The organism is Larkinella ripae, from assembly GCF_054780775.1.
Genome location: NZ_BAAGVR010000022.1, coordinates 803378 through 817631, shown reverse-complemented (window position 1 = coordinate 817631; position 14254 = coordinate 803378). Strand labels below are relative to the sequence as shown.

Genomic DNA, 14254 nt, shown 5'->3' with positions numbered 1-14254 from the left:
CCGGTGTGCCATATTGCGGTTATCATAGTGAAATAATGCATTGGTCGCATGGCGTACGAATCATTTCCTTTTCCTCCTGCTGTTTACGAGCCTTATGCCGTCATCGACCGATCCCGACAGGGGATGCTTCGTGCGGAGGCTGACCGGGTTGCCGGGATGGCAGCCCTGACGGATATTGAGATGGCGCGTATTCTGAACATGTCGGTTCGCAACCTGCACCGCTTAAAACCGGACGATAAGCTGGCACGTGATGCCTCGGAACGGTTGCTGCTGTTAACGAATTTGTTGCAACACGGGCTGAATGTCTTTGATAATGACGCGGCCACGCTCTCCGACTGGCTGCGCTCACCCATTCGGGAACTGAATAGCCAGTCTCCCCTGCATCTGTTGGACACCACTACTGGTTTTGGCTTGGTGGATGATGTGTTGGGGCGTATTGAGCACGGTATTGTCGGATAAAGGATGCTGACTGCGTACCGAACTGTAAAAGCAAATTATCTGCGTGAGCCATTGTCCACCGAAGGTGCCCGCTTGTTTGGCGGTCGCTGGAATCCCAAAGGATATCCACTTCTTTACACCACCTCGTCGCCCGCGCTTGCCCTGGTCGAATCCCTGGGTCACCAACCCCGGGTTAAGTACGAGAAATTACCCAGCCTCTTTCTGATCACGCTGGAAATTCCGGGTGATGTTACGCGGTATTTGTCGCAAAATTTACCGGACTACTGGAATGAAGAAAGCTACGAACGCACCCAGTGGATTTTGCGCGCTTGGTTGACCGAACCGGCAACGCTGATTGCGGCCGTACCTTCCGTGGTGATACCCATGTCGGACAATTACTTACTTCATCCGGCTCATCCGGATTTTGATAAGATTCGGGTCGTTAAGCAGGAACCGTTCCCGATCGAACGCCGACTTTGGCGCGAAGGTGATCTATAATTCGCTGATGGGTGAGATTACTTCTTGCGGGTCGGGTCGGCCGGTTTTTCGTCAATGCCCATCGTCGTTAAAACCGGGTTCAGGGTTTGCGGAACAATCCGGATGCGGAAGACTTTCGCACCGGCTACGTCGAAATCGCACTGATAGCTGCCGCGTTGCTTCAGGCTGCGGTACACCGCCGTGTAGTTCACTTTGATCGGCCAGCCATTCAGGGCCAGTTGACCAATGATCGTCTCAACGGCTTTTTTTAGATTCGAGAAAAAAACAATGAAAGGTTCGCGCTGACGCAGCGCATTGAGCGAGCCGATGGACTGAACCGTGACTTCGTAGATGGTCTGGGACTGTTTCCTCATAACGGGCAAACCCGGTTTTTATTGCCTGCCTCGAAAAACTGCGGGATTATATTTCACAAAAATAAATGGACCGCTGGACTTTAGTCCGTGTTTTTTCCCGTTCAGCTGAAAAGCAAAGGAAAACCACGAACCAAAGTCCACCGGTCCGGTACTTACCGGGATGAATAATTGGGGGCTTCTTTCTGGATCTGAATATCGTGGGGGTGGCTTTCACGAACCCCGGCTGAGGTGATTTTAACAAACTTGGCGTCTTGCAGCGTTTCGATGTTGCCGGCCCCACAGTATCCCATACCGGCTTTCAAACCGCCCACCAGCTGGTAGATGATCTCGGCAACGCGTCCTTTAATGGGAACCCGGCCAACGATACCTTCCGGCACCAATTTCTTGATATCGTCTTCGGCATCCTGAAAATACCGGTCTTTCGAGCCTTCTTCCATCGCTTCCACGGAGCCCATGCCGCGGTAGGTTTTAAACCGGCGACCTTCGTAGAGCACCACTTCGCCCGGAGCTTCCTCGGTTCCGGCCAGCAGCGAACCGACCATCACCGTGTGGGCGCCACCGGCGATGGCTTTTGTGATATCACCCGAGAAGCGAATTCCACCATCGGCGATAACCGGTACGCCCGTGCCTTTCAGGGCTTTTGCCGATTCGTAAACCGCCGTCAACTGCGGCATTCCGATTCCGGCAATGATCCGGGTTGTACAGATGCTGCCGGGGCCAACGCCCACTTTCACGGCATCGGCACCGGCATCGGCTAAGGCTTTGGCGCCTTCGCCCGTTGCTACGTTGCCGGCAATCACGTCCAGATTCGGAAACCGTGCTTTGATGCCTTTCACCGCATCGATAACGCCCTGTGAATGGCCGTGAGCCGTATCCACGCTGATGACATCGACACCGGCTTTTACCAGGGCTTCAATGCGCCGGTGAAGATCAGGCGTTACGCCCACGGCGGCTCCTACGCGCAGACGGCCCAGATCGTCTTTGCAGGCGTTGGGGTGGCTTTTTTTCTTTAGAATATCCTTGTACGTAATCAGCCCGACCAGGTGATTCTGATCGTCGATGATCGGCAGCTTTTCAATTTTATATTGTTGCAGAATGCTTTCGGCTTCTTCGAGCGTGATGCGTTCGCGGGCCGTGATCAGATTGGTGCGGGTCATGATATCCGTCACGGGCTTCGAGAGTTCGGTCTGGAAGCGCAGATCGCGGTTGGTCAGAATGCCGATCAGTTTGTTGGAGGCATCGACAACCGGGATGCCACCAATTTTCGATTCCCGCATAATCTGGTGGGCGTCGGCCAGGGTGGCGCCTTCGGTGAGCGTGATGGGATCGATAATCATTCCGCTTTCCGAGCGTTTGACTTTCCGAACCTGTTCGGCCTGAGCCTCGATGCTCATGTTTTTGTGGATGATTCCGATGCCGCCCTCCTGCGCCATGGCGATGGCCAGTTCGGATTCCGTGACGGTATCCATAGCCGCCGAAATCAGCGGAATGTTCAGCCGGATGTTGCGGGTCAATTGGGTGTTTGTCTGAGTATCGCGGGGCAGAACCTCCGAAAAGGCAGGCAAAAGCAGGACGTCGTCGTAAGTAAGCGCTTCGTAGAGAAATTTGGAGGAATCTAAGCTCATGGCAAATAAACAGGATATGTTATTTGCCGGGCAAAGGTACTAAAAAAACTTCTCAGTTCAGATTAATTTTATCGAAATCGTTTTTCCTGACGCGCTGACCCGGACCCGGCAATCGTCAAAAGTGGGGCCCGACAGACGCGGACGGAAGTTATTGCTAAAACCGTACGGTTCTTTCGGAATACCAAACATTTTTTTATCCAACTCGCCATTTCGGTTTACGTCGTGGAAAAGCGCCACGGCATAGTCACCCGGTTTTACGTTGAAAGTGATACGGACAGAAGTTTTGGTTACATCAACCACCTGACTTTCAATCGGTTTACATCCTGTTGGGAAGTTTTCGCAGGGTTTGTACAGCCCGATGCGAATTTGGCCGGTTGGCTGTTTAACATTTTCAATATTAACCAAGAACGTCGGCTCATTGTAAGTAAAAATGTGCAGGGCGAGTTGCCAGAAAAGAAGGGATAGCATCTAAATCAAAGGGTGTTTTCCTTAAGAACCCGTTTTGACGGTGGATGTTTTTGGTCTGTTCTGGCCAGCGCAGAAGTTGTGATTTTTTAATCGGATCAGTAAATCCAAGGCATTAGTAATTGGGGATAGAAGTTTGTACTCTATAAAATCTGGATTAAAAACGACCGAATGGTATTAAAATAGGATGTAAAGAGGTGACTTTATTCGGTTGAGAGCGTCTATTTTTTATCTGCGTAACTTATACTTTGATGATCGATTTCCTACTCCTATGAAAGAGAAATTATACGCTCAATTTCTGGATACATTGCGTGAACTCTGTCCGATAAATGGAGAAATTGAAAAAGTAATCAATGAGTATGTCGTTGTTCAGAAATCACCGAAAGGGGCACATTTGGTAACAATAGGGGACGTGGCCGACCGGTTTTTTTATATTGGCACCGGGTTGGTTCGGAGTTACTATTACATAGATGGAAAAGAGGTAACATCCTGGATCGCGGCAGAGTCGGATTTTGCCGTTTCAACGCAGAGTTTTTTGAAACAGGAACCCTCTTTGGAAGGCATTGAACTGTTGGAAGACTCGCAATTGCTGTACATATCGTATCCGGATTTACAGCGGATTTACCGAAATTACCCCGCAACAAATTTGATTGGAAGAGCCCTCAGTGAAAAATACCTGCTTGTTTTCGACGAACGCATTCGTTCGCTAAGAATGCTCACTGCGGAAGAAAGATATTATCGCTTTTGTCAGCAACACCCCGGAATCGGTGAGAGAGTCCCCTTAAAACACATCGCTTCCTACCTGGGCTTGTCCCGGTTTACGTTAAGCCGATTGAGAGGACAAAAAATAAAAGTTAACTTAATTCAATAGAGGCTTACCTGATTGCCTTTTAGCACCCTACAATTGCTTTATGTCAACCTTCATCAACACCTAATAATGTACTATTGCTAATCCTTTTCAAACCTGTGTACAGCTTGTTCACCCGTTTGATTTAGGTGTTATTAAGTATATAACTACAGCTACTATAAAGGCTATTGCAATCTGGCGATAGCCTTTATTTTTTACCAAAATGTCTTGAAATAGTTCTGTTGGTGCAATCACTAAGGGTCATTTAGGAAGCTATAAGGGAACGTGAAACTAGTTTCACACTATAAAGGTGGTTTAGCAAAAATGAAATGACTTCGTTTATGCTGGATAAAAGGAGGCAATATAAAACGGATATTCGGTACCTTTTTAAAACCGAATATCCGTTTAAATGGACAGGACAGAAATGGTATTTTTTAGATTAATTCCAGTTCTGGTTCAACGACGGATTCCTTTAGTTCGACGCGCGGAGGTAATAATTTATACAAAACTGGCGTAACGATTCGCGAAAGAAGCGTTGAACTGATTAATCCGCCGATTAATACCAGTGCCAGGGGCGAATACAACGGATTGCCTTCAATCGCCAGCGGGATTAGACCGCCAATGGCCGTCAGTGAGGTCAGCACGATGGGGACAAAGCGAATTTCGCCGGCCTGCTCAATGGCTTCAATCAGCGGCATTCCCTGCTGGCGCAGTTGGTTGGTAAAATCAACCAGCAAAATGGAGTTTTTAACCTCAATACCAATCAGGGCAATCAAACCAATCACGGCCACGAATGAAAACGGGTTGCCCGATAGCAGCAGCGCAGCAATGGCCCCGATGATGCCCAGCGGAATGACCGACAGGACGATCAGCGTACTTTTGAACGTGCCGAACTCCAGAATCAAAACGGCCAGGAAACCAAAAACCGTAATCAGGATAATCGTGCCTAATCCGCCGAACGACTTTTCCCGGCTTTCCAGTTCTCCGGCGGCTTTGTAGCGGAAATCCTGCGGGAATTTCAGCGCGTCGAGTTTCTGAATCACGTCGTTGTAAACGTTATCCACTAAATAACCGCTTTTCACAAAACCGGTAATGGTAACATACCGGTCTTTGTCGTAGTGCCGGATCTGGTTGGTGGTCGTCTCGAACTGCAAATCGGCAATTTGCCGCAAGGGAACCGAACCGCCCGCCAGCGTATTGACGTACAGATTGTTAAGAACACGAAGGTCGGCGGTTTTTCCTTTTGGCAGCGTGACATTGAGCAGGTAATCGTCTCCCTTCTGGTCTTTGAACATGCCCACGTTCAAACCGGCGATGGCCAGGCGGATTGTGCGGTTAATATCCGCCACCGACATGCCCAGCATCCCGGCTTTTTCCTTGTTGATCTTAACGCGCAGGTCGGTTTTTCGCGTTGCCAGCGGGTTGTTGACATAAATCAGACCGGGCGTGGTTTTCAACACGGTTTCAACATTGGCGGCCACGGTGCGGAGCGTATCCAGGTTCTCGCCGAACACCCGAATCGCCACGGGCGCTTCCTGATCGGGCCCCTGTTCAAAATCCTTCACCTCAATCTTGGCGTTGGGATAGTGCTTGAACGTATCCCGCAGGTTGTCAATCATTTGCCGCTTCTGGGCGGGCGGCATGTCGTGCAACTGCACAAAAAACTGCGAAAAATTGGTAGCCTCATTCCGCTGAATGATGTTGTAATAAATCTGCGGATTGCCTTTGCCGACGTTGGTCGTAAAGTACTTCACATCCGGTTCGTTGCCCAATCGGCTTTCGACGTAGCGGGCCACGCGATTGGTTTCCTGCAAACTGGTGCCTTCGGGGGTTTCGATGTTGATCAGAAATTGCGGTTTTTCCGAAGCCGGGAACAGGGCGAAGCCGACTTTCGGCACCAGCGCCAGAGCGCCGATAAAAATGGCCAGAGCGCCCAGCAAGGTAAAAACCGGATGCCGCAGGGCCACGTGTAACAGACGGCTGTACGATCCGCTGATGAGTCGTTTCAGCGACCGCATGAAAATATTGCCTTCCGGGTTGTGTTCTTCTTTCAGAATCCGGCTGGATAAGAACGGCACGATGGTCAGCGAAACCAGCAACGACGCCAGGATCGTGGTCACCACGGCGGTAGGCAGCGAGCGGATGAAATCGCCGGACGCTTCGGGCAGAAACATCAGCGGCAGAAAGGCCAGAATCAGGGTCACCGTACAGCCGATAACCGCCAGCGTAATCTGCTTCGTCGCTTTAATGGCAGCGTCGCGTTTGGAAAAACCGTCCCGCAAATACCGCTCGATGTTTTCAACGACCACAATCGAATCATCAACCAGAATACCGAGGGCCACAATCAGACCGACAATGCTTAACTGATTGATACTGAATCCAAACATATTCAGCAGCGAAAGCCCGATGGACAACGAAAGCGGGATGGAAATCATGACGACGATGGCCGCCCGAATGCCGAGCGGGAGAAGCGTCAGGGCGACCAGCAGAATGGCAATTCCGAAATCTTTGGCAAACCGGCTCAGCCGGGCATTGACGCTGGCAGCCTGGTCGAAGTTCTTGACGAGTTTGATGTGGGGCGGCAGCGTTTTGGCAAAATCATCAATAACCGGGTTGATCTGCTCCCCGACTTTTGCGATGTTTTCGCCGAGCTTCTGGCTGGCCGTTACCAGCACGGCCCGGTGTCCGTTTAGGCGGGTAAGGTGGGTTTCATCTTCGTAATTAAAATCCACCTGCGCGACGTCGCGCAGGTAAATGATCTTCTGGCCGTTGGTCGAAACAACCGTGTTTCGGATTTCGTCGAGCGACTGGTAATCACCGCTGGTTTTGACGTTGAATTTCCGGGTTCCGGCCTGGATGCTACCGCCCGGAATGGTCAGGTTTTCGGCCTGTAAAGCCCCGATCAGCCGGTTGACCGGAATGCCTTCCTGCGCCATGCGTTCGATGTTCAGCGAAATGCGGACGGTGCTGGCCGGATAGCCCCAGTCTTTGACCCCTTTCAGGCTTTTTACTTTCTCCAGCCGTTCTTTCAGGTCATCGGCGTAGTCGCCCAGCTGTTTGTTGGAAGCCACTTCCGACTGCAAAGCGACCTGCACAATGCTGACGTCGGTGGGGGAGAATTTTTTGATTTCGATGTTGAAAATATCCGTCGGCAACTGCGCCCGGAGGGCGTTGACTTCCCGCACCATTTCCTGGTATTTTTCGTCGGGATCGGAGCTGTAATCGTATTCAACGCGCAAAACCGCCAGTCCATCGTCGATGGTCGTGATGACATGGCTGATGTCGTCCAGTGCATTGAAACGAGCTTCGGCCGGGTCGACGACGAGTTCTTCCATGTCCTGGGCATCCGTACCGGGATACACAATAATTACGGCAAACGAAGGCATCGTAAATTCAGGGTCTTCGCCCCGGGGCATATTGAACAGCGAGTTGACGCCCAGCGCGACGACGGCGATGAAAACAACCAGCATAAACTGCCAGTTTTTGACGGAAAATTCGGAGAGGTTCATGGCGAGAGTCGTTGCTCCGCTTAACTCTGCGGTCCTCTGCTTACTTCCGCGAAATGGCTTTAAAATTGTTTCGCGGAGGTGAACAGAGAGAAATAGAGTTTAGCGGAGAGATTATTTGAGAAGGACCGTTGAGGTTTCAGTGAGGTAGGCAGAACCGGCCGTAACAATGGTGGAGATGCCGGCCAAACCATTCGTCAGCAAGACTTTTTCGTTGTCGATGAAACCGATCTGAACCGGAATTTTGCGGACGTGCAACGGTCCGGCGCCCCGGTGGTCGTCGGAGAGCACGAATACAAAACCGTCTTTACCATCGCCTTCCACAATGGCCTCAATCGGCACCAGCGCGTACCTGCGGTTTTGGGCGGGTTGCAGCGTCACTTTGGCAAACAAACCGGGGGCAAGCTTCACCGCACCGGGATTAATGCGAATTTCCACATCGTAGAGTTTATTGCCGGGATCGGCGGCCTGGGCCAGCTCGCTAACGGTTCCGGTAAACGTTTGACCGGGGTAGGCGTCCAGGGTGATGGTGGCCCGGTTTCCGGTTTTTAACCGCGCCCAATCCTTATCGGAAACGCCCACCCGAACAATCCAGTCGTTTTTTCGGGTCGACGAAATCATAAAAACCGTTCCGCCCGCGCTCGCCAGTTCGCCTTCGTTCATCAGCCGGCGCGTCACCGTGCCATCGACGGTCGAGCGGATTTGGGCGTAATTCTGGTTGAAGCGGGCGATGGTCAGATTCTGTTTGGCCAGGTCGTGGCCCGTGGTGGCATTTTGCAGTTGCTCGAGCGTGGCGGCCGTGTCCGCATACAAGGCTTTGACGCGGTTGAAATCGCGCTCGGCTTTTTCGTTGGCAAACTGCGCCTGGCTCACCTGCGCATTGATTTCGGTGAGGTTCAGGGTTGCCAGCAACTGACCTTTCCGAACCGCCTGCCCTTCGTCGACGTACAGCTTCTCAAGAATACCGCCCACTTTAAAAGACAACTTGGCTTCTTCCGACGACGACACCAGCCCGGAGGCAATGACCGGTTCCGAGCGAACGACGGATTCCACGTTCGTTAGTTTAACGGGAATCGAGGTGTCATCGCTTTGTTCCACCGGTTTCTTTCCCCGGCTTTCTTCGGCTTTTGTTCCGCAGGCCCACATGCCGCCGGTCAGAACAAAAATAAGGATAAATTGTAACGCTTTCATTGTAGTAACTAGTTGATAAACAGTTCGGTGTTGTTAGTTGGAATCTGTTAAAAAACCGGTGGAGTTTACGGAATCGCCGTCACCCGATCGAGCGCGGCCCGCTTCGTCAGCAGCTCGTAGCGCGTCACCACCTGCTGAATCTGGGCCGTCAGCCGGTCGTTCTGGTAGCGCAGGTACTCAACCAGCAGCGCCTGCCCGTTGCGGTATTTGCTGTCGATCAGCCGGAAGCTCTGTTCGGCATTGACGAGGCCGGTCTGGGTTGCCAGCAGACTTTCGTTGGCCGCATCCAGTTCGTAGTAAGCCTGCAAAACCTGCAACTGAATCTGTTTTTCGACCTCCGTCAATTTGGTCTGGACGAGTTCGGTCTGGATTTTGGCCTGCTGCACTTTCGAGCGTTTCTCGTAGCCTTTAAACAAATCCCAGGATAACCCCACCTGCCCCACCACATACGCCTGATTGGTAAACGTGTAACCAAATCCCTGAAAACCGGCATTGCCGCCGACGTAAACGTTGGGGAGTCTGATGGACGCTTCGTTCAGTTTGACGGCATTTTGCGACGCCCGCAGCGAACCGCCGAGTTGCTTCAGTTCCTGGCGGCCTTGCAGGGCGGTTTGTTGCAGATCCGCGAGCGCGGGCGGGGTTGCGGGCAGCGTTCGGGTCAGCAGCGAGTCCACCTGAATGTCGGCGGTCAGGTCGCGGTTGAGCAGAAAATTGAAATAAGTCCGGGCGGTTTGGCGGTTTTTATCGGCCCCGGCCAGTTGCTGATCGAGCTGACTGATTTCGTAGCGGGTCGATGTAACCACTTCTTTGGTCGCTACATTGTTGCTGACCAGCTTTTCGTTCAGCCGGGCCAGTTCGCGCAGGACGTTCCGCGCGTTTTCGTAAATCCGAACGGCTTCCAGGGTTTGCAGGTATTGGTAATAAGCCGTGGCAATGGTATACCGCAGTTCGTTTTCGACCACGCGCTTGCGGGCGGCCTGAGCCGACAGTAAATCTTTTTGAATCAGATAGTTGTATTGAATATCGCTGTTAAAAACCGCATACTGAATGCTCAGTTTGGTGTCGTGGAAATTGTTGGGGGCCAGCAACTCGTTGACGTTGGGGATGTTGGTCGGAAAGCGATCCGAACCAGCCAGTTGATTGAGCGTAGCATAAACCGGGTTAAGCATATCACCCACCGGAAATTGTAACCGCCGGCCACCAGCCGCCAGCGAATAGGTCGGGTTGAACGTCAGACGGGGATAAAACAGCGCTTTGGCCTGATTGATCGACTCCGAAACGCGGCTGATTTCGAGGGTTTCCTGCCGGAGCGCCAGGTTGCTGCGTAAGCCTTCCTGAACGTACGCATCCAGAATCGTGGAAGGTACCTCGGCGGATTGCGCAGAACTAAATTGCGGGATGATTTCCAGCATAAGAATCAGCAAGTAGCTGATTTTTAGTTTTGTAATCATAAGTCATAAAATAAACAGTGTTCACTAATAGGCAAAATTTTTTAGAGTCCGCGACGAATGGTCTCTATGAACAGTTTGAACGCTTCATCCATCAATTCTTTTCGGCGGTTTTCCTCGAACATTTCCAGACGTTTCCGGAGAAACAGGGCCGTATAACCGTGTACGGCGCTCCAGATCATCATGGCCGCTACTTCAGCATCCCGGGTTTTGAACACGCCGGTATCAATGCACTCCTGGACGCAGAAAACCAGCAAATTAAAAGCCGCTTTACCTTCGTCCCAGATGTCATCTTTGCAGGCCAGCGCATCCATCGGGGCCGTCATGATGAACATCAGGTCAAACAATTCCGGGTTGTCAAAGGCGAACTGAAAATACCGGCGGCCCATGTCTACCAGACGATCAAACGGCATCTCCAGGGCCAGCGCGCCCTGAAACTCATCCACCATTTTTTGGAAACCGATCTGGTGCAGCGCATACAACAGATCTTTTTTATCCTTGTAATACAGGTAAATAGTCGCCGGACTGTACTCAATGGCGTCGGCAATGTTCCGGATGCTCACCTTTTCAAAACCGTTCTCCAGAAATAGCTTTTGGGCTGCTTCCAGAATCAGTTTCCGCATTTCCTCTTTCTCGCGCTCTTTTCGCTCAACAATTCCCATGTGTGTTAATTAACGATACAAATATACTGAACACTGTTTAGTAAACAAGTGCTGTTTAGTTTTCGGCGTGAAAAAAGAGGACGAACGGTCAAGATCAACGGATCAACCGTCGAAAAAAGAGAATGAAAAATGGCGGACATCCTGAAGGTTTTGCTCAATCAAAAGGAGAAACAGGGGTCACTTTGCTGCCCGAATCGTACAAAAACTTATTCCAGCACCGCATAAATCGCCACCGGATTGGCTTTGTTTTTCAGCAACGTTTCACCCAGTGACTGGCACTTGAAGGAATCTTTGACCTGTTGATAAGCCGCATCGCTGATGATGATCTGGCCTTCCTGCGCCACGGACTGTAGTCGTTGGGCCGTGTTGACCACATCGCCGATGACCGTATAATCCAGCCGCCGGAGCGTGGCCGAGCCGATATTGCCCGAAATCACCTCGCCGGTGTTGATCCCGATGGCCACTTTGGGCGTGTAAACCGGCTCGCCCGGTACGGTTTTTTCCAGTTGCTCAATGTGATTCCGAACGGCCAGCGCAGCTTCAATAGCGCGGTCGAGGTGGTATTCGCCCCGGAAAACCGCCATCACGGCATCGCCCATGAACTTGTCGACAAAACCGCCCTGGGCAATGATTTCCTTCACCATCACATCGAAATAAAGATTGATGAGCTTCACCACCGTATCGGCGCTTTCCCGTTCCGTAATGGCCGTAAACCCGCAGATGTCGATAAAAACCGCCGTGGCTTCCACGGTTTCGTTCATCATCAGCGAGGACTCAAACTCCCGGCGATCCATGAAATTCAGCACCGACTCGTCGACGTACATCCTGAGAATGTTGTTCTCCTTGATGGCTTGCAGCGTTTGGCGCAGCTGGGCCACGTGCCGGAGCGTTTTCTGCATGGTTGCGTCCAGATCGTCGAAATTGACGGGTTTACAGACAAAATCGAAGGCACCCCGGTTCATGGCCGTCCGGATGTTGATCATGTCGCCGTAGGCCGACACAATCACGGTTTTGGTCAGGGGGCTCACTTCCGTGAGTTTTTCGAGCAGGGTCAGCCCATCCATTTCGGGCATGTTGATATCGCTCAGAACAATATCAATATCGGGATGCTCCTGGAGTTTGACCAGCGCATCGACGCCATTGTAAGCAAAAACAAACTCGTATTGCAGTTCGCGGATTTGCCGCCGGAACTTCTGCCGAATCAGCAGCTCCAGGTCGGTTTCGTCGTCCACGACCAGAATCTTAGACTTCATAACGCGTTTTTGAGTTTTTCTTTCAGGTTAGAAAAGTCGAGCGGTTTGGTCAGAAACGCGTCGGCTCCCAGTTCCATCGCCTGATCATGACTATCCGTATCTCCGTAGGCCGTAATCATCATCACGACGGGTGGGGGAGTCGGATACGTAGTCCTGATCAGCCGCAGTAATTCCAGACCGCTCATGCCGGGCATGTTGATATCCGACAGAATCAAGACGTATTCGGAAGGGTGTTCGTTCAAATAGTTCAGCGCTTTTTCGCCCGAATGGGCAAATGCAAACTGGATTTCGCCCGCGCGGATCTCGCGCCGGAAGCGTTGTTCAAAAAGCAATTGTACGTCCGTTTCGTCGTCTACAACCAATACTTTCATGTCGGCGAAGGGGTAAAAGGTATCTTCAAAGATAAACATTAACTAGGTAACCAGATGGTGAATTCCGTAAATTCACCTTCTTCCGTCTCAACGGTCAATTCGCCACCGTGGCCTTTGGTAATGATATCGTAGCTGAGCGACAGGCCCAGTCCGGTACCCTGCCCGGTGGGTTTGGTGGTAAAAAAAGGCTGGTAAATTTTGTTCAGCACGGCCTGCGGAATCCCGCAGCCATTGTCCCGAACTTTGATTTCAATCTTGTCGTCTTCGCGTAGCGTACTGACCTGCACCGTCGGTTGATAACCGGCCAGCCCGGTTTTTCGTTTTTGTTCCGTTGCGTAAAAAGCATTGGTGAACAGGTTGAGCAACACCCGTCCCATATCCTGGGGCATCACCAGAACCGGCCCCAGCTGGTCGTCAAAATTCATGACCAGTGTGGCATTGAACGATTTGTCACTCGCCCGCAGCCCGTGGTAGGCCAGCCGCAGGTATTCGTCGGCCAGGGCGTTCAGGTTGGTGGGTTCCCGTTGCTGGGTGCTGGCGCGGGAGTGTTGCAGCATCCCTTTCACAATGGAGTCGGCCCGCTTGCCGTGGTGCGTGATTTTTTGCAGATTTTGCGCAATATCGCCCAGAATTTCTTCTTCCAGCTCCGCATCCCGTTCGTCCTTCCGGCGTTCCTCCTTTAATTCCTCAATCAACTCCACCGACACTTCCGAAAAGTTATTGACAAAGTTGAGCGGGTTCTGAATCTCGTGGGCAATACCGGCGGTCAGTTCCCCGAGCGAGGCCATTTTCTCCCGTTGAATGAGCTGATCCTGCGTTACTTTCAATTCGGTCAGGGCCTGCTCGAGTTCTTCTTTCTGGCGCGTCAGTTCGGCGGTTCGTTCGGCCACCAGTTCTTCTAGGGCGGCATTCTGCCCGGCAATAATGCGGTTTTGCTCTTCTTCCTGCTGCCGTTTCAAGCGTTCTTTTTCAAGGGCTTTCTGCTGTTTCTGGCTGCTGATCCAGGTGGCAATCAGCCAGACGAAGGCCGAAATCCGGGCAATGTCAACCACGCTATCGATGGTTTCATAAAAACTCCTGGAAATCAACTGCGCCAGATCGCCGAAAAGTGATACCACGATGTACGGCCCAACCGCCAGCCAGACGTTGCGAACCGGCCGGAAATCTTTCAATAAATAAGCCGCACCCACCATGCCCAGCAGCAGCAGGTGCCAGAGCCACTTGGTAAGGTCGGTATCCAGAAAAACTTCCGAAGCCAGCAAACCGGTGGCCGCATATTGGACGATGGTCAGCATCCGGTCCCACTCCGGAAATCGCTCGGCGGTCTGGAGCGAATTTCGGATGTACCGAATCATAAAAAAGACAATCAGAAACGAAGCTACTTCCATAGACGGTCAACGGTGGTGCGCATGAAAGCCGATTTGGCCCCTCAAATTAAGTTTTCCGGCGAAGAGTTACAATGAATGCATCGACGGACTTTGGTCCGGGCGGGGTTGAAGCCCGTGGATGAACAGAAATCTCACCCCCTTTCGTCCGTCGGTACGACAGGATTTTCTAACTTGACACCGTTTAACAACCTGTTCTTTAAATCGCTTAG

Annotated in this window: 13 protein-coding genes; 3 read left to right on the top strand and 10 right to left on the bottom strand. The window is 51.7% G+C overall.

Going from position 1 to position 14254, the window contains the following annotated elements; translation table 11 throughout:
• Positions 1-48: 48 nt before the first annotated feature.
• Positions 49-459 carry a type II RES/Xre toxin-antitoxin system antitoxin gene (gene parS / locus ACYVHX_RS16355; RefSeq protein WP_460672735.1) on the top strand — a complete coding sequence of 137 codons (411 nt, stop codon included), beginning with the start codon at positions 49-51 and terminating at the stop codon, positions 457-459.
• A 3-nt stretch (positions 460-462) separates the two neighbouring features.
• Positions 463-936, top strand: a complete 474-nt coding sequence (locus ACYVHX_RS16350) for an RES family NAD+ phosphorylase (RefSeq protein WP_460672734.1) — start codon at positions 463-465, stop codon at positions 934-936.
• Between the two features lie 17 nt (positions 937-953).
• Here the strand turns inward: ACYVHX_RS16350 and ACYVHX_RS16345 are convergent, their stop codons facing one another.
• From ACYVHX_RS16345 to ACYVHX_RS16335, 3 genes are all read right to left on the bottom strand, one after another.
• On the bottom strand, positions 954-1289 hold the full coding sequence (locus ACYVHX_RS16345) for a hypothetical protein (protein WP_460672733.1): 336 nt from the start codon (positions 1287-1289) through the stop codon (positions 954-956).
• Between the two features lie 152 nt (positions 1290-1441).
• Positions 1442-2914, bottom strand: coding sequence for an IMP dehydrogenase (gene guaB / locus ACYVHX_RS16340; protein WP_460672732.1), 1473 nt, complete (start codon positions 2912-2914; stop codon positions 1442-1444).
• Positions 2915-2971: 57 nt separating this feature from the next.
• Positions 2972-3382, bottom strand: a complete 411-nt coding sequence (locus ACYVHX_RS16335; protein ID WP_460672731.1) for a DUF2141 domain-containing protein — start codon at positions 3380-3382, stop codon at positions 2972-2974.
• 268 nt (positions 3383-3650) lie between these two features.
• On the opposite strand from ACYVHX_RS16335, the gene ACYVHX_RS16330 reads away from it, so the two are divergent.
• The gene (locus tag ACYVHX_RS16330) at positions 3651-4250 is read left to right on the top strand and encodes a Crp/Fnr family transcriptional regulator (RefSeq protein WP_460672730.1); all 600 of its coding nucleotides are present in this window, start codon (positions 3651-3653) and stop codon (positions 4248-4250) included.
• Between the two features lie 410 nt (positions 4251-4660).
• Here ACYVHX_RS16330 and ACYVHX_RS16325 read toward each other — a convergent pair whose 3' ends face one another.
• The 7 genes from ACYVHX_RS16325 to ACYVHX_RS16295 all read right to left on the bottom strand — a co-directional run bounded on the left by ACYVHX_RS16325 (position 4661) and on the right by ACYVHX_RS16295 (position 14045).
• Positions 4661-7735, bottom strand: a complete 3075-nt coding sequence (locus ACYVHX_RS16325; RefSeq protein WP_460672729.1) for an efflux RND transporter permease subunit — start codon at positions 7733-7735, stop codon at positions 4661-4663.
• A 111-nt stretch (positions 7736-7846) separates the two neighbouring features.
• The gene (locus ACYVHX_RS16320; protein ID WP_460672728.1) at positions 7847-8923 is read right to left on the bottom strand and encodes an efflux RND transporter periplasmic adaptor subunit; all 1077 of its coding nucleotides are present in this window, start codon (positions 8921-8923) and stop codon (positions 7847-7849) included.
• A gap of 65 nt (positions 8924-8988) precedes the next feature.
• The gene (locus tag ACYVHX_RS16315) at positions 8989-10374 is read right to left on the bottom strand and encodes a TolC family protein (RefSeq protein WP_460672727.1); all 1386 of its coding nucleotides are present in this window, start codon (positions 10372-10374) and stop codon (positions 8989-8991) included.
• Between the two features lie 41 nt (positions 10375-10415).
• A complete protein-coding gene (locus ACYVHX_RS16310; protein WP_460672726.1) occupies positions 10416-11033 on the bottom strand; it encodes a TetR/AcrR family transcriptional regulator in 618 nt (205 codons plus the stop codon).
• A 206-nt stretch (positions 11034-11239) separates the two neighbouring features.
• On the bottom strand, positions 11240-12286 hold the full coding sequence (locus ACYVHX_RS16305) for an adenylate/guanylate cyclase domain-containing protein (RefSeq protein ID WP_460672725.1): 1047 nt from the start codon (positions 12284-12286) through the stop codon (positions 11240-11242).
• On the bottom strand, positions 12283-12657 hold the full coding sequence (locus tag ACYVHX_RS16300) for a response regulator (RefSeq protein ID WP_460672724.1): 375 nt from the start codon (positions 12655-12657) through the stop codon (positions 12283-12285). Before ACYVHX_RS16300 ends, ACYVHX_RS16305 begins: the two co-directional genes overlap by 4 nt.
• A gap of 38 nt (positions 12658-12695) precedes the next feature.
• Positions 12696-14045 (bottom strand): sensor histidine kinase, encoded by a 1350-nt coding sequence (locus ACYVHX_RS16295; protein ID WP_460672723.1) that lies wholly within the window; start codon positions 14043-14045, stop codon positions 12696-12698.
• Positions 14046-14254: the final 209 nt, after the last annotated feature.

Coding starts and splice junctions, on each gene's coding strand:
- ACYVHX_RS16320 (WP_460672728.1), bottom strand. CDS start 8,923: ATGAAAGCGTTACAATTTATCCTTATTTTTGTTCTGACCGGCGGCATG.
- ACYVHX_RS16335 (WP_460672731.1), bottom strand. CDS start 3,382: ATGCTATCCCTTCTTTTCTGGCAACTCGCCCTGCACATTTTTACTTAC.
- ACYVHX_RS16325 (WP_460672729.1), bottom strand. CDS start 7,735: ATGAACCTCTCCGAATTTTCCGTCAAAAACTGGCAGTTTATGCTGGTT.
- ACYVHX_RS16300 (WP_460672724.1), bottom strand. CDS start 12,657: ATGAAAGTATTGGTTGTAGACGACGAAACGGACGTACAATTGCTTTTT.
- ACYVHX_RS16295 (WP_460672723.1), bottom strand. CDS start 14,045: ATGGAAGTAGCTTCGTTTCTGATTGTCTTTTTTATGATTCGGTACATC.
- ACYVHX_RS16305 (WP_460672725.1), bottom strand. CDS start 12,286: ATGAAGTCTAAGATTCTGGTCGTGGACGACGAAACCGACCTGGAGCTG.
- ACYVHX_RS16330 (WP_460672730.1), top strand. CDS start 3,651: ATGAAAGAGAAATTATACGCTCAATTTCTGGATACATTGCGTGAACTC.
- ACYVHX_RS16315 (WP_460672727.1), bottom strand. CDS start 10,374: ATGATTACAAAACTAAAAATCAGCTACTTGCTGATTCTTATGCTGGAA.
- ACYVHX_RS16350 (WP_460672734.1), top strand. CDS start 463: ATGCTGACTGCGTACCGAACTGTAAAAGCAAATTATCTGCGTGAGCCA.
- guaB (WP_460672732.1), bottom strand. CDS start 2,914: ATGAGCTTAGATTCCTCCAAATTTCTCTACGAAGCGCTTACTTACGAC.
- ACYVHX_RS16345 (WP_460672733.1), bottom strand. CDS start 1,289: ATGAGGAAACAGTCCCAGACCATCTACGAAGTCACGGTTCAGTCCATC.
- parS (WP_460672735.1), top strand. CDS start 49: ATGGCGTACGAATCATTTCCTTTTCCTCCTGCTGTTTACGAGCCTTAT.
- ACYVHX_RS16310 (WP_460672726.1), bottom strand. CDS start 11,033: ATGGGAATTGTTGAGCGAAAAGAGCGCGAGAAAGAGGAAATGCGGAAA.